This window comes from Bradyrhizobium sp. CCBAU 51753 (assembly GCF_015291565.1).
GTDB lineage: Bacteria > Pseudomonadota > Alphaproteobacteria > Rhizobiales > Xanthobacteraceae > Bradyrhizobium > Bradyrhizobium ivorense.
The window spans coordinates 863,285-882,375 of record NZ_CP030037.1; the positions used below are offsets into that span (position 1 = coordinate 863,285).

The 19,091-nt window shown below is 64.7% G+C and carries 11 protein-coding genes; 9 read left to right on the top strand and 2 right to left on the bottom strand.

Annotated elements, in window-relative coordinates; translation table 11 throughout:
- The first annotated feature begins 616 nt into the window (after positions 1–616).
- Positions 617–6,016 carry a VCBS domain-containing protein gene (locus XH93_RS03960; RefSeq protein WP_194472513.1) on the top strand — a complete coding sequence of 1,800 codons (5,400 nt, stop codon included), beginning with the start codon at positions 617–619 and terminating at the stop codon, positions 6,014–6,016.
- 2 nt (positions 6,017–6,018) lie between these two features.
- Here XH93_RS03960 and XH93_RS03965 read toward each other — a convergent pair whose 3' ends face one another.
- The gene (locus tag XH93_RS03965) at positions 6,019–7,185 is read right to left on the bottom strand and encodes a M48 family metallopeptidase (RefSeq protein ID WP_194472515.1); all 1,167 of its coding nucleotides are present in this window, start codon (positions 7,183–7,185) and stop codon (positions 6,019–6,021) included.
- Between the two features lie 177 nt (positions 7,186–7,362).
- Between XH93_RS03965 and XH93_RS03970 the strand changes: the two genes are divergently transcribed.
- On the top strand, positions 7,363–9,591 hold the full coding sequence (locus tag XH93_RS03970; protein WP_194472517.1) for a CHASE2 domain-containing protein: 2,229 nt from the start codon (positions 7,363–7,365) through the stop codon (positions 9,589–9,591).
- 260 nt (positions 9,592–9,851) lie between these two features.
- Here the strand turns inward: XH93_RS03970 and XH93_RS03975 are convergent, their stop codons facing one another.
- Positions 9,852–11,459 (bottom strand): ABC transporter substrate-binding protein, encoded by a 1,608-nt coding sequence (locus tag XH93_RS03975; protein WP_194472519.1) that lies wholly within the window; start codon positions 11,457–11,459, stop codon positions 9,852–9,854.
- 238 nt (positions 11,460–11,697) lie between these two features.
- Between XH93_RS03975 and XH93_RS03980 the strand changes: the two genes are divergently transcribed.
- The 7 genes from XH93_RS03980 (at position 11,698) to XH93_RS04010 (ending at position 19,029) form a co-directional block, all read left to right on the top strand.
- A complete protein-coding gene (locus XH93_RS03980) occupies positions 11,698–13,320 on the top strand; it encodes an ABC transporter substrate-binding protein (protein WP_246799672.1) in 1,623 nt (540 codons plus the stop codon).
- Between the two features lie 199 nt (positions 13,321–13,519).
- A complete protein-coding gene (locus XH93_RS03985; RefSeq protein ID WP_194472522.1) occupies positions 13,520–14,473 on the top strand; it encodes an ABC transporter permease in 954 nt (317 codons plus the stop codon).
- A gap of 12 nt (positions 14,474–14,485) precedes the next feature.
- Complete coding sequence (locus XH93_RS03990) at positions 14,486–15,364, top strand: ABC transporter permease (protein WP_194474985.1); 879 nt, start codon at positions 14,486–14,488, stop codon at positions 15,362–15,364.
- A gap of 2 nt (positions 15,365–15,366) precedes the next feature.
- Complete coding sequence (locus XH93_RS03995) at positions 15,367–16,440, top strand: ABC transporter ATP-binding protein (RefSeq protein ID WP_194472526.1); 1,074 nt, start codon at positions 15,367–15,369, stop codon at positions 16,438–16,440.
- Positions 16,437–16,634 (top strand): hypothetical protein, encoded by a 198-nt coding sequence (locus XH93_RS04000; RefSeq protein WP_139487095.1) that lies wholly within the window; start codon positions 16,437–16,439, stop codon positions 16,632–16,634. Before XH93_RS03995 ends, XH93_RS04000 begins: the two co-directional genes overlap by 4 nt.
- Positions 16,631–18,043 (top strand): amidase, encoded by a 1,413-nt coding sequence (locus XH93_RS04005; protein ID WP_194472528.1) that lies wholly within the window; start codon positions 16,631–16,633, stop codon positions 18,041–18,043. Before XH93_RS04000 ends, XH93_RS04005 begins: the two co-directional genes overlap by 4 nt.
- An 8-nt stretch (positions 18,044–18,051) precedes the next feature.
- Positions 18,052–19,029 carry an ABC transporter ATP-binding protein gene (locus XH93_RS04010; protein ID WP_139487093.1) on the top strand — a complete coding sequence of 326 codons (978 nt, stop codon included), beginning with the start codon at positions 18,052–18,054 and terminating at the stop codon, positions 19,027–19,029.
- Positions 19,030–19,091 lie beyond the last annotated feature (62 nt).

Sequence of the window (19,091 nt, forward strand, 5' to 3'; positions counted from 1 at the left end):
CCCTGCCCGGGCATCGGCGGGCGAATTCTGCACCGCGCACGTGACCGGATCGTTTCAATGCCGCCAGGATGGCAGAAGGCGATTTGAATCCGCTTAAGATGTGGGGAAAGCAGGAGAGACGCTAAAGGCCTTCTGGTCGGGGTCTCGAAAACTTTATCGGTTTTGTGAACGCGGAATCGAACCTTTTGCCGCTTGGCTCCGTCTCATGCTTGCTTTCTGGTTAACACGACCAAGCCGCGCGGGAACTTTACGATTTGTAAGCTAAGTCACAGCTTTAGCCGGAAAATTGGGTTCTAATCCCGCCACGGGGCCGAGGGGAAATAAAGGTAAGTAGAAAAATGCCAATCAATACCACGAATACGTGGATCAATACGTATCTTGGCTTCAACATCCACCCTCAGTTACCTGCAAACTACGTAAAACAGAAGGAGAATGACAGGGAGCGGTGCTCAATCGCAGGTTATGTGAGCGCGTCACGCAAGCACTGAATGGGTTTCGACTCGCGCAATACGATGATATGCAAGCATAGTCGTTTGCATATTCTTTCTTTGAAATTGGAATTGAAATTGGGGTGCGGTGACCCGCGGTGAACTTTGTCGATAAATTTGGCGGGTCTTTGCCGAAGCTGGACGCTCATGGTGGAGCGGCCCATGTTGAAAGCATTTCCACGCATGCGCCAGCCGGCGCGATCGTCGTTGAAGACGGTCATTTCCTATTCACCGCGGACTTCAAGCGCGCCGGTCTCGACCTGGTTCTGTCGAACGCCGACCGCGAGCTGATGCTGCATGACTACTTCAAGGGTGAAAAGCGCGCGGCGCTAGCTTCGCCCGACGGCGCGCACCTGACCGGCGATCTCGTCAACGCGCTCACTGGATATACCCAGTATGCCCAGGCCGGCGGCGCCGCGGATCCGCCCAAGGTCATCGGCCACGTCACCAAGCTGACCGGCAGCGCCACTGCAGTTCGCAACGGCGTGCCGGTGGTGCTGAACCAGGGCGACAATGTCTACAAGGGCGACGTGGTGCAATCCGGCGCCGACTCGACGCTCGGCATCACCTTCATCGACGGCACCGTGTTCGGCCTCGGGCCCAACGCGAAGATGGTGCTGAACGAAATGGTCTACGACCCGAACGGGTCGAGCAATGCCTCGTTCATGAGCCTGGTCCAGGGCACGATCTCGTTCGTCGCCGGCGCGACTGCCAAGCATGGCGACATGAAGGTCGATACGCCGGTTGCGACCATGGGCATTCGCGGCACCGCGGTGCTGGTCGAGATCGACTTCGATGTGCAGGGCACCGGCGCCGTGCCGCCGGCCAAATTCCAGGTGCTGGTCGAGCCGGACGGCACCACCGGCTCCTACATCCTGTTCGACAAGACGACGCTCAATCCGATCGCGACCGTCAATCAGGCCGGTACCCAGACCATCGTCAACAGCCAGGGCACGGTCAGCTTCCTCTCATCGCCGCAACTGTCGGCCGATGCGCAGAAGCTGATCTCCGACGTGTTCGCGCTGAAGTTCACCGACAACACCAATCCGAACACCAAGCTGACGACGAACTACACCGACACGGTCGTCCCGATGACGACCGGCTTCAAGTTCGCCAGCGGCGACATCGTCGCGCAAGCGGTCTTCGTGGTGACCTCCGGCAACGCCAGTCCGGAGGCGATCGGCAACCGAGGGATCGACCACGTCCCCGGTCCGCCGGAAACCGTGACGTTCAACGCGGCGTTTACCGAGCGGGCCGGGCAGACTCATGGCACGCAGCTCGACACGGCATCGAATGTGATCCGATGGGCGGATCCCAATCCCGGCGATGTTCCGAGCGCGATGGTGAGCTTCACCTCGTTCACCTACCAGAACGCCCAGAATGACGACGTCACCTCGTCGCTGACGGCCACACAGCTTGCGGCCATCCATGCGGTCGAGATCCCGCTGCTGCTCGAGCACAATCCGGCGAACCGGAACTTCGGTTCGGCGACCTGGACCTATAGCCTTCCCGACGGCGCGTTCGACTTCCTGGCGGCCGGCGAAACCCTGACGCTGACCTACACGGCGCGTGTCGACAACAATTTCGCGCCGAGCAACGAGACCGCGTTCAAGACTTTCACCATCACGATCACCGGCACCAATGATGCGCCGGTGGTGACCTCGGCGGTACAGACGGCCGGGATCACGGAGATCGCGGAGACGACGCACTCGAGCGACCCGGACACGGCGAGCGGCACGATCACCTTCAGCGATACCGACCTGACCGATACCCACACGGTCGTCATCGCCGGCGTCACCGAGTCCGGCGTCACCACGGGCCTGGCTGACCACGCGACCGTGCTGGGCTGGCTGTCGCTGGGCGACCTGACCGATTCGACCGACGGCGTGACGGGATCGAGGTCCTGGACGTTCTCGGCCGCCGACAACACCTTCGATTATCTCGCCGCCGGCGAGACGCTGACGCTCACCTACACCGTCGAGATCGACGACCATCAGGGTGGTGTGGTCACCCTGCCGGTCACGATCACGATCGCCGGCACCGACGACACGCCGGTGATCACCTCGTCGACGCAGTCGGCCGCACTCACCGAAGCCAACGCGGCGACCGGTTCGGCGGACCCCGATACGGCATCCGGCACGGTGACTTTCACCGACGTCGATCTGAGCGACACCCACAGCGTCACGATATCAGGCGTGACCGAAACCGGCGTCACCAGCGGGCTTCCCGATGAGGCGACGGTGCTGAGCTGGCTGTCGCTCGGCGCGCTGTCCGATTCGACCGGCGGCGTGACCGGGGCACGCGATTGGACATTTTCCGCCGCCGACAACAATTTCGACTATCTCGCCGTCGGCGAGACGCTGACGCTGACCTACACGATTGAGGTCGACGACCATCACGGCGGTGTCGTGACGCAGCCGGTGACGATCACGATCACCGGCACCAACGACACGCCCGTCATCACGTCCGCGCCGCAGGCCGAAGTGATCCCCGAAGCCAGCGGCACCACCGGTTCGGATCAGCCGGACGTCGCCTCGGGTACGGTGACGTTCGCCGATGTCGACCGCAGCGACACCCACAGCCTGACCATCACCGGCGTTTCCGAATCGGGCGCGACCGGCGGCCTTGCCGACGCGGCGACGGTGCTGAGCTGGCTGTCGCTGGGCGCGCTGACCGATTCGACCGGCGGGGTCGCCGGATCGAACGGCTGGACGTTCTCGGCCGCGGACAAGAACTTTGACTATCTCGCCGACGGCGAGACGCTGACGCTGACCTATACGGTCCAGCTGGTCGACCATCACGGCGGGGTGGTCACCGCGCCGATCACCATCACGATCAACGGCTCCAACGACGCGCCGACGCTGGGTGACGTCAACGCCGGCACGCTCACCGACACCGCCGATAATGACAGCTTCGGCGCGCTCGCCGGCCCCCTGCAGGGGCACGACGTCGACGATGGCGAGACCGCGACCCTGACCTATGCCGTGCTCGACGCCGACCATCTTCCGGTCAACACCGCGGTCGCGGGTCTCTACGGCTCGCTCACGGTGAACGCGGACGGCACCTATAGCTACGTTCCCAACGCGGCGGCGATCAACGCGCTGGCCGCGGGCAGCTATGCCGATACGTTCACCGTCGAGACCATCGATGCGCATGGCGCGGTCGGGACGGCGACGCTGACGATCGACGTGACCGGCGCCAACGATGCGCCGATCACGACCGTCGACGCGGTTTCGATCGCCGGCAACACCGGCAGCGTGACGGCCAACCTGCTGGCCAATGATAGCGACGCCGAACACGATGTGCTCTCGATTGCCGGTGTCGGAACCGACAATGCGACGCCCGGGCAGTTCACGGTCGAGGGCATCTATGGCGAGCTCGTCGTCGATCCCGTGACCGGCACCTATACCTATACGCTCGGCGTCACCGCAGCGCAGGCTGCGGCGGTCGCCGCCTTGCCGGAGGGCGACAGCGGGCTGGAGCAGTTCACCTACACGGCGTCCGACGGCGCGCTCGGAACCTACGGGCACCTCACGGTCGCGGTAACCGGCATCAATGATGCGCCGACATTCACCGGCCACGACCTCGCGTCCAGTTATCAGAGCGGCAGCGGCCCGGTTGCGTTGGCCGACGGCATCACGGTGCAGGACGTCGACAGCGCCAATTACGACGGCGGGTCGCTGACGGCGGCGGTGACGAGCGGTGGTCACGACGGCGATACGCTGACGATCGTGGGTAACCCCTATATCTCGGTCGATGCCAGCAACAACGTGATGTTCGACGCCGATGGCGACGGCAGCGGCGCCGCCGTCTCGATCGGCACGCTGATCGACGGCGTCGGCGGCCTGACGATCAATCTCAACGACCGCGCCGATGATGCGGCGGTCGCCGCGCTGGCGCAGGCGATCGAATTCGAGAGCAGCAATGCGACGCTGGAAGCCGGCACGCGCGTCGTCACCTTCACGCTGCATGACGGCGGCGGCACCAACGGACACGACTCCAGCTCCTTCACCGCATCGGTCAACGTCTCGGGCAACCACGCCGCGACGATCGAAGGCAAGAGCACCGGTGTCGTGTACGAGGATGACCATGTGGTCATTCCCAGCGGCCAGACCATCGCGAACGACGTCGACAGCGGCACGCTGACCGTGCAGGACCCCGACGCCGGCGAAAGCTATTTCCTGCCCGTCGACCCGGCAAACCTGACCGGGACCTATGGTGATTTCACCTTCGATCCGGACAGCGGCCAGTGGACCTATACCCTGGTTCACGAGCGGGTGGATCAGCTGGCCGCCGGCCAGATTGAGCACGACACGCTGACGGTGACGACCGCCGACGGCACGACGCAGGACATCACGATCGAGGTCAACGGCACCAACGATGCGCCCATCGTGAGTGCCACGGATCTGGCGCCGATCTATGCGCCGGACGCGGGCGCGGTGCCACTCGTCAACGATGTCACGGTCAGCGACATCGACAGCAGCGACTTCAACGGCGGATCGCTGTCGGCATCGATCGTCGATGGCCGACACGACGGCGATTTCCTCACGATCGCCGGCGACCAGTACATCTCGGTGTCCGGCACAACAGTGATGTTCGACGCCGACGGCGATGGTTCGGGCGAGGCGGTCGCGATCGGCACGCTGAGTGACAGCATCGACCCGGCGATCGACTTGAACGGAAACGCCACCAGCGACGCCGTCGCGCATCTGATCCAGGCGATCCGCTTCCAGAGCATCGACGCCAATCCGGTGGCCGGCCAGCGTACCATCGAGTTCACGCTCAACGACGGCGACGGCGTCGATCACAATGGCCATGATACGGGCTCAGCGTATGCGACAGTGAATGTCGATCAGGCGCCGCTGATCTTGACCGACAATCTGCAGATCTTCGAGGAAGGCCAGACCATCACGATCGGCGGATTGTCGGTTTCCGACGCCGATGCCGGGCCCACGGAATCCTTTACGTTCGACGCGGAATCCGCCGGCGGCTTCGTGACGCCCTCGAATGAGACGGGCTCGCTGGATGACATCAACGGCACGCTGAATAGCGGCCTGACTTACGCGCCCGGCCCGAACCTGCCGCTCAGCGACAAGATTGCGCTGACCGTCACCGACGGCTTCGGCGCCAAGGACACCGTGAATCTCATCTTTAACGTGACGGGCGAGGGCGACGTCACGCTGCAGGGCACCGACGGCAAGGACGTGATCATTGCGACCGGCTACACCGACACGCTCACGGGCGGCGCGGGCGCGGACCAGTTCGTGTTCAGGGCTGGCACCGGCAACGACACCATCACCGATTTCACGCCCGGTCAGGACAAGATCGATCTGTTCGACAACACGCCGTTCACTGCAGGCGATACCGAATCGTTCAATGCGTGGATCAACGACAGCGCTGCGGTCGAGCAGGTGGGCAGCGACACGCTGATCCATCTCGATATAGGCGACTCGATCAGGCTTTCGAACGTCGATCGAACGAACCTGCACATCAACGACTTCATCCTGCATCCCGGCGTGATTACCTGATGTCAGGGCAGCCGCGGGATGCCGAGCCGGTCGACCTCGGCGAGCACCGCGGCGAGGTTCTGATGGCCGGCGCCGAAGTGCCCTCTGCGCTCGGTGAGCGGCAACGTGTGCACGCCCTCTAGCCGGTAGTGCCTGTCGTGGACCAGGCAGCGGCTGCGGATCAGCGGCCACAGCATCAGGCCGAGCATGCGCTGGTCGTGGCCATACTTCACGGTCGGACCGAACTGGAAGTAGCGCCGCATCAGCTCAACGATATCGAGTCCGCAATCGGTGCGGCCGGCCCAGGTGCACCCGATCATCAGCTCGTTGTGCAGGACGTGGTCGCGCACGGCGTGAAATGGATAGCCGCTCTCGATCCATTGCTGGACCAGCTCGGCCTCCGCCGCGGACAGCCGCGCGTCGCAGTCGCGCACCAGGAAGCGCCCGACCGCGCGATCGTTCATGACCAGGAAGCGCTGGAACAGGCCGACATGCGGATATTCGTCCTCGATGTTGCGGACGTCACCGCCGTTGCCCTGCAGGAACGCGACACAGGCCGGCGGAACGGTGGCGTCGACATAGAACCGGCAGGTCCAGCCGGGGTAAACCGTGCGGCTGAGCACCAGGTTGATCATGGCGCCGTAGGTGTAGAACGGCGCGGCTCCCCACAACGAGAACGAGATGACGTTGGCACCCGACGGCGGGCCGTCGGGCTCGTTCAGCGCAAATGGCGGCGGATTGCGGCAGGCCTCGGCGTCGCGCAGGTCGAGCGCGCGCTGCCCATAGCGGACCGCGTCGGTGGTCTTGCCGGTGAAGAAGCTCGCGACCTTCAACGTATCGAGCACGGTGAGATCGTCGCCGTGGCGCGCGAGATAGCGCGTCGCCTGCACGATCGTCTCGTCGTAGCGCCTCAGATTGGTCAGCGTCGCAATCCGCGCCTTTTCCAGCCGCGCATTGTCGGGTTGACCCCGGCTCAGCTCCTCGGCCAGCGCCAGTGCCGGCTGCCAGTCGCGCTTCTGAAAGAACGCGTCGAACAGCAATTCCTTGGCGACCAGATCGTCGGGACGACTGACGGTCATCGCGCACAATTGCACGATCGCTTCGTCGTTCTTGCCGGCCCGCAGCAGCGCGCGAATGTTGTCGTAGCGCCCGGCAGGAGGCGGAAGGGTGCCGCTCAGGGGGGTGGACATCGGTGCCCGTGGTCCAGGTTTGGCATCATGTCATAGACGAAGCGGCCCCGGTGGTGAATAGTGGCGGTCATTACGCGATATTTGCCCGGAGGGCCGGGCCTTATTCTGGTTCGGATAATTGACGATGGTTTTTGGAAACCGGTGCCGTAATCCGGCATGGCATGATATCCAGACGTCATGAAGCGGCTAAGGGCAGTACGAAGGTGGTTCGGGCGGCGCTTCGGCTACGCGCGGCTGGCCTGCGTGGTGCTGCTGATCGGTCTTGCTGCGCTGCGCGTCGTCGATCCGGGGCCGGTCAACGAATTGCGGGTCCGGGTCTTCGACACCTTCCAGCGCTTCGATCCCCGCAAGAAGACCATCCGTCCGGTCACCATTGTCGATATTGACGAGAAGAGCCTGGCCAAGCTCGGCCAGTGGCCGTGGCCGCGGACCACCATCGCCGACATCATCATCAACCTGACCAGTCTCGGCGCGGTCGCGATCGGTTTCGACGTGGTGTTCTCGGAGCCGGACCGCCTCAACCCGGACAGGGTTGCGGGGCAGATGCGCTTCATCGACGAGGTCACCAGGACACGGCTGCGCGAGCTGCCGACCAACGACCAGATCCTGTCCGACGCGATCCGCCGGTCGCGCGTGGTGCTGGGCGAGACCGGGCTCGCGCACGTGCAGTCGGAGCTCGACGAGACCCTGCCGACGACGGGGTTTGCGACGCTGGGCAAGGAAGCCGAGCCGTTCCTGTACCAGTTTCCCGGCTTGCTGCGAAACGTGCCGGTGCTGGAGCGCGCCGCGGCCGGGCGCGGCCTGTTCACGATCAGGACCGAACGGGACGGTCTCATCCGGCGGGTCCCGATGGTGATGCTGGCGCAGGGCAAGCTGATGCCATCGCTCAGCCTCGAAATGCTGCGGGTCGTTTCCACGACGCCGACGGTGCTGATCAAGACCGACGATGCCGGGGTCAAGAGCATCGCCCTGAGGGGGCTGGAGATCCCGACCGATCGCAACGGGCGGCTCTGGGTGCATTTCGCGCGCCAGGATCCGTCGATCTACGTGTCGGCTGCCGATGTGATCGACGGCAAGGTGCCGGCCAACAAGATTTCCGGCAAGCTTGTGCTGATCGGGACCTCGGCGGTCGGATTGAACGACATCAAGGCCACGCCCGCGTCATCCGACATGCCCGGTGTGGAGATCCACGCCCAGCTGCTGGAGAGCGCACTGACCGGGGGCGTGGTGCAGCAGCCGGGCTACGGCATCGTGCTGGAGTTTCTCGGTGCGATCATCATGGGCCTGCTGGTGATCGCGTTCGCGCCGCGCTTCGGCCCGGTGACGCTGGTGGTCGTCGGCGGCCTGTTCGCGTCGATCCTGGTCGGCACGTCCTGGTTCTTCTACATCAACTACCGGCTGCTGGTCGATTTCACCTATCCGCTGCTGTCGACGACGGCGATCTACCTCACGCTGATCTTCGCGAGCTTCGTGCGCGAGCAGCAGCAGCGCCGGCAGATCCGTACGCAATTCGTGCGATACATGTCACCGGCGCTGGTCGAGCAGCTGGCGCAATCGCCGGAGCGCCTCGTGCTCGGCGGCGAGGAGCGCGAGATGACCATCATGTTCTCGGACATGCGCGGCTTCACCTCGATCTCGGAGACCTACAAGAGCGATCCGCAGGGCCTCACCGCGCTGATGAACCGGTTTCTGACGCCGCTCTCCAACGCGATCCTCGCCCGCAAGGGCACGATCGACAAGTATATGGGCGACGCCATCATGGCGTTCTGGAATGCGCCGCTCGACGACAAGGAGCACCACATCAACGCCTGCGAGGCCGCGCTCGACATGCTGGAGCGGGTCGATACGCTCAACCGCGAGCGCGAGGAGGAAGCGCAGGAGGGCGGCCACGTCTACGTGCCGCTCAACATCGGCGTCGGCCTCAACACCGGCACCTGCGTGGTCGGCAACATGGGCTCCGACGTGCGCTTCGACTATTCGGTGTTCGGCGACAGCGTCAACCTGGCGTCGCGGCTGGAGGGGCAGTCGAAGGAATACGGCTTTCCGATCATCGTCGGATCGAACACCGCGCTCGCGGTCAAGGACAAGTTCGCGATCCTCGAGCTCGACTTCATCATGGTCAAGGGCAAGAAGGAGCCCGAGGTGATCTATGCGATCGCCGGCCGTGAAGATGTCGCCAATTCCGGCCGCTTCCAGCGGCTGCGCAACCTGACCATCGAGATGCTCGCCTGCTACCGCAGCCGCGACTGGGACGGCGCGCTGGCCGCGATCGAGCGCGGCCGCAAGACCGACGAAGCGCAGACGCTGAAATATCTCTACGAGCTCTACGAGGCGCGCATCCTCAACTTCCAGAAAAATCCGCCGCCCGAGGATTGGGACGGCGCCTATGCGCTGTTGACGAAGTAGCCGACACTGCTGCATCGCTGACAAACCCGTCATCCCCGCGCAAAGGCTTCGCCTTTGTCGCTGGAGGTGCGAGCCTTTTCGGCGAGCCTCGAAGGATGAATCGGCCACCAGCCGGGCCGTCGACCCTTCGAGGGCCGCTGAAGAAGCGGCCACCTCAGTGTGACGGTGATAGAATTGAGGCACAGCCGCTCCACCGTCGTCCCGGCCTAGTGCGCAATTGCGCACTAGGCCGGGACGACGGTGGGGGAGGCGGCTGAAATCTACTCCAGCCCGATCTGCGTCAGATCCTGGAACCAGTGCTGCGCCTGCACGAAGCTTTTCACCTTTGGCGACAGCGCGTGCGGATTGGTGTCGTGCACCACCCACACCAGCACCGCGTCGTCGACGATCAGCGCGTGCGCCTGCGCCAGCAATGCGTCCTGCTTTTCCGTATCGAACGTCTGCTTGGCTTCGTCGATCAGCGCGTCGACCTTCGGGTTCTTGTAGCCGCCCCAGTTGACGCCGACTGGCGCCACCTGGCCGGAGTGGAAGAAGCGCACGATGGCGTAGAGCGGGTCCGACGTGACATAGGCGATGTTGTTGGCGGTGATGCCGGCATTCATCTCGTCGGCCGCGCCCTTGCGCCAGTGCGTATATAATGTCTCGAGCTCGACGACCTTGAAGTCGATATCGATGCCGATCTCCTTGAAGCTTTGTTGCAGGAACTCGTTCATCGGCAGCGACAGCATCTGCCCGGTGCCGCCCTGCGCGATGATGAAGGTCGCCTTCAGCGGCTTGTCCTTTGAATAGCCGGCTTCCTCGACCAGCTTCTTCGCCGCCGCGACGTCGTATTTCAGCTCAAAGCTGGGTTTGCCGAACCACGGGCTCGAGGGATCGACCTGGCCCTTGGCGGGCTTGGCCAGCCCGTTCATCAGGCCTACCACCGCGTCGCGGTCGATCGCGAGGTTGAGCGCCTTGCGCAGGCGAATGTCGGTCCAGGGCGAGCCCGGCAGCACGCTGAGGTGATAATTCCAGACATGCGGCGTCACGTTGTCGACGATCTTCATGCCGGCGGCCTTGAGCTGCGGCACGGCGTCGGGCGCCGGCGTCTCGATCAAATCGACCTGGCCTGCCAGCAGCGCGTTGGTGCGGGTCAGCGCTTCCGGCATCGGGATCAGGATCAGCTTGTCGGTCTTTGCGATCCGCTTCTTGTCCCAATAGTCCGGATTCTTCGAGAGCTCCGCGAGCTCGCGCGGCACCAGCTTCGTCAGCTTGAACGGGCCGGTGCCGGAGGGCTGGCTGGCGAACTTGTCCCAGTCCCTCCCCAGCTTTTCATATTGTGCGGGGCTGGAGACCAGGAACCAGAGCATCTGGTAGGGAAAGAACGAGTCGACCGTTTTTGTCGTGATCTCGACGGTGAAGTCGTCGATCTTGGCGTAGCTTGCGACCGAGGGCAGGCGGGTCTTGACCTGTGCGCTCTGCCGCTTGTCGAATTGCGGTGCCTTGTCGTTGAGCACCTTGTCGAGATTCCAGATCACCGCATCGGCATTGAACTCGCTGCCGTCGTGGAATTTCACGCCTCTGCGCAACGTGAAGCGCCACTTGGTCTTGTCGTTGTCATCGACCTTCCACTCGGTGGCAAGCCCCGGCACCAACTTGCCCGGCCGGTCCGCGACGTCCATCTCCCAGGCGACCAGCGGATCGTAGATCGTGTAGGCCGTGAACTGATAGGCGCCGGCGCCGCGGTCGGGCTGACCCGTGGTCAGCGGGATGTCGGCCATCGAGATTCCGTAGCGCACAACGGATTCCGCTTGCGCCGGCCTGGCTGGCCAGCCCGCGGCGAGGGCAAGCGCCATTGCCGCCATCAGGATCGAATTGCGCGCACGCATACAGAAGCTCCGTTGCTGGGAAGTCGGAGCCAAAGCTTGCAAGCCTGATGCCAGAATAGGCACCATCGCGCCGTCCAGGCGCGAGGTGGGAAGAATTGACGCGCCCGGCGGTTATTTGGTGACAAACTATTTCCCTTGGCACACGCATTGCATACGCTTGCCCAAGAAATAATCACCCGAACAAGGGTCATAAGAAGGGGTTGCTCAGATGCGTAACAGGAAGACCAATGCGACAGCGATGATGCTGGCGTTTGCGCTGGCCACAGCGATGCCAGCGATTGCCGGCGCCGAGACTGTGCTGCGTATTGGCATGACGGCTGCCGATATTCCGCGCACGCTCGGCCAGCCCGATCAGGGTTTTGAGGGCAATCGCTTCACCGGCCTTACAATGTACGACGGGTTGACGATGTGGGACCTCTCCTCGGCCGACAAGGCGAGCGCGATGATCCCGGGCCTCGCCACCGAGTGGAAGGTCGACGATGCCGACAAGACCAAATGGGTGTTCAAGCTGCGTCCCGGCGTCACCTTTCACGACGGCTCGCCGTTCAACGCCGACGCCGTGGTCTGGAACGTCGAAAAGGTCTTGAAGCAGGACGCGCCGCAGTTCGATCCGAGCCAGGTCGGCGTCACCGCCTCGCGCATGCCGACATTGGTCTCGGCGCGCAAGATCGACGACATGACCGTGGAGCTGACCACCAAGGAGCCGGACAGCTTTCTGCCGATCAACCTCACCAACCTGTTCATGGCGAGCCCGGCCAAATGGCAGCAATTCTACGACAAGGCCGAAGGCGCCGACGCCAAGGCGAAGTCGCAGGCCGCGTGGGCGGCGTTCGCCAAGGACGCCTCGGGCACCGGCCCCTGGAAGATGTCGAGCTTCACCCCGCGCGAGCGGCTCGAGCTGGTGAAGAACGACAAGTATTGGGACAAGGCGCGGGTGCCGAAGACCGACAAGATGGTGCTGTTGCCGATGCCGGAAGCCAATGCGCGCACCGCAGCACTGCTGTCGGGGCAGGTCAACTGGGTCGAGGCGCCGGCGCCGGATGCTCTGCCTGAGATCAAGCAGCGCGGCTTCGCGCTCTACTCGAACGAAGAGCCGCATGTCTGGCCCTGGCAGTTCTCGCGCGTCGAGGGCTCGCCGTGGAACGACATCCGCGTGCGCAAGGCCGCCAACCTCTGCGTCGATCGCGAAGGATTGCGCGACGGCCTGCTCGCAGGGCTGATGGTGCCGGCCACCGGCACCTTCGAGCCCGGCCATCCCTGGCGCGGCAACCCGACCTTTCAGATCAAGTATGACAAGCCGGCCGCGCAGAAGCTGATGCAGGAGGCGGGCTTTGGTCCGAACAAGAAGCTGACGGTCAAAATCCAGACCTCGGCGTCGGGCTCGGGCCAGATGCTGCCGCTGCCGATGAACGAATATCTGCAGCAGGCTTTGGCCGAGTGCTACTTCGATGTGCAGCTCGACGTCATCGAGTGGAACACGCTGTTCACCAACTGGCGGCGCGGCGTCAAGGATCCGTCGGCCAACGGCTCGAACGCGACCAACGTCACCTACGCGGCGATGGATCCGTTCTTCGCATTGGTGCGCTTCCTGCAATCGGGCATGGCGCCGCCAGTCTCGAACAACTGGGGTTTCATCAACAATCCGAAGTTCGATGAATTGGTGAAGAAGGCGCGCCAGACCTTCGATCCCGCCGCGCGCGACGCCGCGCTCGCCGAGCTGCACGCCGCCTCCGTCGACGACGCGGCCTTCCTCTACGTCGCTCACGACGTCGCACCGCGCGCGATGAGCCCGAAGATCAAAGGCTTTGTGCAGCCGAAGAGCTGGTTCGTCGACTTCTCGCCCGTCACGGTCGCGCCGTGAGGTGCTAGCCACGTGATCGGTGCACCCTCTCCCCTTGTGGGAGAGGGTGGCTTCGCGAGAGCGAAGCCGGGTGAGGGGTTGTCTCCGCGGACACCCTCTCGCATGCTAAAATGACTTTGTCCGCGGATAGAACCCCTCATCCGGCGCGCTGAAGCGCGCCACCTTCTCCCACAAGAGGAGAAGGAAGAAAGAGCGCACCGTGTTCGCCTACACTGCCAGACGGATCGTCTACGTCATTCCGATCGTACTCAGCGTTGCGCTGGTGTGCTTCCTGCTGGTCCACATCACGCCCGGCGATCCCCTGGTCGCGGTGCTGCCGGCGGATGCCTCGCAGGAGCTCGCCGCGCAGTTGCGCGCGGCTTACGGTTTCGATCGCCCGCTGCCGGTGCAGTTCGGGCTCTGGCTGTGGCGCGCAGTGCAGGGCGATCTCGGCAGTTCGATTGCGACCGGCCGCCCCGTGCTGTCGGAAGTGATGCGCGCCGTCGGCAACACCGTGATGCTGGCGGTCGCGGCGGCGATGATCGGCTTCACGCTCGGTCTGCTGTTCGGGCTGATCGCCGGCTATTTCCGCGACACCTGGGTCGACAAGGTGGCGACGTCGGTCGCCATCGCCGGCGTCTCGCTGCCGCATTACTGGCTCGGCATGGTCTTGGTCATCATCTTCTCCGTGCAGCTCAACTGGCTGCCCGCGGTCGGCGCCGGGCCTGGCGGCTCCGGCGCCTGGGCATGGGACTGGGAGCATCTGCGCTATCTGGTGCTGCCGGCGATCACCACGTCGGTGATCCCGATGGGCATCATTACGCGCACGGTGCGGGCGCTCACCGGCGACATCCTGAGCCAGGATTTTGTCGAGGCACTACGCGCAAAAGGCCTGCGCGAGACCTACGTGTTCCGCCACGTCGTCAAGAACGCGGCGCCGACCGCGCTCGCGGTGATGGGGCTTCAGCTCGGCTATATGCTCGGCGGCTCGATCCTGATCGAGACGGTGTTTTCCTGGCCGGGCTCGGGCCTGCTGCTGAACTCTGCGATCTTCCAGCGCGATCTGCCGCTGCTGCAGGGCACGATCCTGGTGCTGGCGCTGTTCTTCGTGCTGCTCAATCTCCTGGTCGACATCGCGCAAGCCGCGATCGATCCGCGAATCAAGCGGAGCTGATCAATGAGCACGATGACAGATGCCGCGCTGCAGGCCGCTCCCGCGACAAAGGCGCGTGGCTACTGGTCGACCGTCGCGCGCCGCATCACGCGCGACAAGGTCAGCATGGCCTGCGCCTTCATCCTGGTGCTGATCTTCGCCTCGGCGCTGCTGGCGCCGTGGCTCGGGCTTGCCGATCCCTATCAGGGCTCGATGATCCGCCGCCTCCGCCACATCGGCACGCCCGGCTATCCGCTTGGCACCGACGAGCTCGGCCGCGACATGCTGGCCCGCCTGATCTATGGCGGCCGGCTGTCGCTGATCGTCGGCATCCTGCCGGTGATTCTCGCCTTCGTGATCGGTACCTCGCTCGGCCTTGTCGCCGGCTATGTCGGCGGCCGGCTCAACACCGCGATCATGCGCACCGTCGACGTGTTCTACGCGTTTCCATCAGTGTTGCTGGCGATCGCGATCTCCGGCGCACTGGGCGCCGGCATCGTCAACTCGATCGTGTCGCTGACCATCGTGTTCGTGCCGCAGATCACCCGCGTCGCCGAAAGCGTCACCACCGGCGTGCGCAACATGGATTTCGTCGAGGCGGCGCGTGCCTCCGGCGCCGGCCCCTTCACCATCATGCGCGTGCACATGCTCGGCAATGTGCTCGGCCCGATCTTCGTCTATGCCACCGGCCTGATCTCGGTGTCGATGATTCTCGCCGCCGGCCTGTCCTTCCTCGGCCTCGGCACCAAGCCGCCGGAGCCGGAATGGGGCTTGATGCTGAACACGCTGCGCACCGCGATCTATGTCAATCCCTGGGTCGCGGCGCTGCCGGGCGCGATGATCTTCGCGGTCTCGATCTGCTTCAATCTGCTCAGCGACGGCATGCGCAGCGCCATGGACATCAGGAACTAGATATGAGCGACGCCAATCTCGCCGCCGACATGCTGGAGCCGGTCGCCGACATCGGCGGCGCCGCGCAGCCGCTGCTGCAGGTCAAGGGACTGACCAAGCACTTTCCGGTGCGCGGCGGGCTGTTCAGCCCGCGCAAGACGGTGCGCGCCGTCGATGACGTCACGTTCGCCGTGATGAAGGGCGAAACCGTCGGCATTGTCGGCGAGTCCGGTTGCGGCAAGTCGACCACGGCGCGGCTGTTGATGCATCTGATGGCGCGCGATAGTGGCGACATCGTCTATGACGGGCTGCAGGTCGGCCCGTCGCTGTCGTTGCGCGAACTGCGGCGCGGCATGCAGATGGTGTTCCAGGACAGCTACGCCTCGCTCAATCCGCGCCTCACCATCGAGGAATCGATCGCCTTCGGGCCCAAGGTCCACGGCATGGCCGACAGCGCGGCGCGCGCGCTGGCGCGCGAGCTGCTCGGCAAGGTGGGTCTGCGGCCGGAGACCTTCGCCAACCGCTATCCGCACGAGATCTCCGGCGGCCAGCGCCAGCGCGTCAACATCGCCCGCGCGCTGGCGCTGTCGCCGCGGCTGGTGATCCTCGACGAGGCGGTGTCCGCGCTCGACAAGTCGGTCGAGGCGCAGGTGCTCAATCTGCTCGCCGATCTCAAGCGCGAGTTCGGGCTGACCTATCTGTTCATCAGCCACGATCTCAACGTGGTCCGTTACATCTCCGACCGCGTGCTGGTGATGTATCTCGGCGAGGTCGTCGAGCTCGGCCCGGTCGATGCGGTCTGGGACGCGCCGGCGCATCCCTATACCCGCGCGCTGCTGGCGGCGATGCCGTCATCCGATCCGGACAAGCGCACGGAAGTCCCGCCGATCTCGGGCGATCCGCCCAATCCGATCGATCCGCCGTCCGGCTGCCGGTTTCACACCCGTTGCCCGTTTGCGGAGCCGCTCTGCGCAAACGACACGCCAAAGCTCAGCGATCTCGATACAATGGGCCATCAGGCGGCGTGCTACATGGCCATTCCAGGCTCGGGGCATAGCCGCGCGCCGGCAAAAGCAAAGGGAGAAAACGCGGCATGACCAGACCCACGCCAAAGGATGTCAAGGTGATCGCGCACGTCGCCGACGTGCCCGCCGACGACGAGGTCGCCAATCGCATCGCCAATTCGATCGGCCCCGCCTTCGACGGCTTTGCGCCGATCTCCGGCACGCTGCCGCTCGATCTCGAACCCGCGAGCTTCCTGCTGGCGCAGATCGCAAAGGTGTCGAAATGAGCACCGAACCTGCCCTGATGACGCTGGCCGCAGTCGCCAAGGCGATTGCCGAGAAGAAACTGTCCTCGCACGAGGTGACGCGCGCCGTGCTGCATCGGATCGCAGAGTGGCAGCCGCGGCTGAACGCCTATATGGCGATCGAGTCGGAGCAGGCGCTGGCCGCCGCGACCGAGGCCGATGCCGAACTCGCCAAAGGAAAGAGCCGAGGTCCGCTGCATGGCGTGCCGATGGCGCACAAGGACATGTATTACGACGCCGGCAAGGTCGTGACCTGCGGCTCGCTGATCCGCCGCGACTTCGTGCCGAAGACGACCGCAACCGCATTGCAGCGGCTGAAGGATGCCGGCCAGGTTCGCCTCGGCTCGCTGCAGATGGTCGAGTTCGCCTATGGGCCGACCGGCCACAATGTGCATTACGGCGCGGTGCATAATCCCTGGAATGTCGATCACATCACCGGTGGCTCGTCGTCGGGCTCGGGCTCGGCGGTCGCCGCGCGGCTGACCTTTGCCGCGCTCGGCTCCGACACCGGCGGCTCGATCCGGATGCCGGCGCATTTCTGCGGCGTCACCGGACTGAAGACAACGGTCGGCCGTGTCAGCCGCGCCGGTGCGATGCCGCTGTCGCAGTCGCTCGATACTGTCGGCCCGTTGGCGCAAACCGCGGAAGACTGCGCGCTGCTGCTCGGCCTGATGGCCGGCGCCGATCCTGAGGATCCGACCACGTCGACCCAGCCGGTTCCGGATTACATGGCCGCGACGAAGGGATCGCTGAAGGGCCTGAAGATCGGCGTGCCGACGGCGTTCTATGTCGACGACCTCGATCCCGAGGTCGCCCGCATTCTCGACGAGACGGTTGCAACCCTGAAGAAGGAGGGCGCCGAGATCGTCAAGGTCGAGCTGCCCGATCAGCGCCAGCTCTCTTCGGCCTCGCAACTGGTGCTGGCCGCCGAGGCGACGGCCTACCACAAGCGCTGGATGATCGAGCGGCCGCAGGATTACGGCGCGCAGGTCCTGATGCGGCTGCAGAACGGTCTCACGATTCCGGCGGTGACGTATCTGGAGGCGATGCGCTGGCGTGGCCCGGCGCTGGCCGCACACCACGCAGCGGTGAACGGCATCGATGCCGTCATCGCGCCGTCGGCCCCGGTTCCTGCGCCGACCATCGCCGAGAGCGACGTCGGCAACGGTCCGGGCGCGGAGGCGGTGATCCAGCGGCTGACGCGGTTCACTCGGCCAGTGAACTACCTCGGCCTGCCGTCGCTCTCGATCCCGTCGGGCTTCACCAAAGCAGGCCTGCCGGTCGGCATGCAGCTGATTGGCCGCGCCTTCGAGGAAGCGGTGCTGCTCCGGATCGGCGCCGCGTTCCAGCGCGCGACCGATTTTCACGCCAAGGTGCCAAGGCTCGGATAAAGGCTCGCATGACCAATCTCGTCGAAATCGACAACCTCAACATCCGCTTCACCGGCGATCGCACGGTCCATGCCGTGAACGGTCTCAGCCTGTCGCTCGGCGAGGGCGAGGTGTTGGGGCTGCTCGGCGAGTCCGGCTCCGGCAAGAGCGTGACGCTGCGGGCCTTGATGCGGCTATTGCCGAAGAAGCGGACGCAGATCTCCGGCAGCGTCAAGGTGCTGGGCCAGGAGGTGCTGGCGATGGACGACGAGGCGCTGTCCGCATTCCGCGGCCAGACCGTCTCGATGATCTTCCAGGAGCCGGCGCTGGCGCTCGATCCGGTCTACACCATCGGCCGGCAGATCGCCGAAACCGTGATGCGCCATGAGGGCAAGAGCGAGCGCGAGGCCACCGCGCGCGCCCTCGAGATGCTCGAGGTGGTGCGGATCCCGTCCGCCAAACGGCGGCTGGAGTCCTATCCGCACGAGATGTCGGGCGGCATGCGCCAGCGCGCGATGATTGCGCTGGCGCTAGCCTGCAAGCCAAAGATCCTGCTGGCGGACGAGCCGACCACGGCGCTGGACGCCACCGTGCAGATCCAGATCTTGCTGCTGCTGCGCGAGCTGCAGCGCGAATTCGGCATGTCCGTCATTTTCGTCACCCATGACATCGGCGTCGCCATCGAAATCTGCGACCGCGTCGCGGTGATGTATGCCGGTCAGATCGTGGAACAGGGCGCGCTGCGCGACATCGTGCGAACGCCGGTTCATCCCTATGCCAGGGGGCTGTTGGCCTCGACCATCCATGGCGCCAAGCGCGGCGCGCGGCTCGAGACCATCCCGGGAACACCGCCTTCGCTCGATCGCGCCCCGGCCAGCTGTTCCTTTGCGCCGCGCTGCAGCCTTGCCCAGCCGCGCTGCAGCGAAAGCCTGCCGCCCAATGTTCCGGTTACGCCCGATCACCAGGCGCGCTGCATTCTGGCGGAGCCGGCGGTGGCCGCGACCTAACCTGTCCCGGGGTGGATCACTCCCGCAACCCAGCGTTGCGCGAGGCCGTTGCTCCCAGGCGT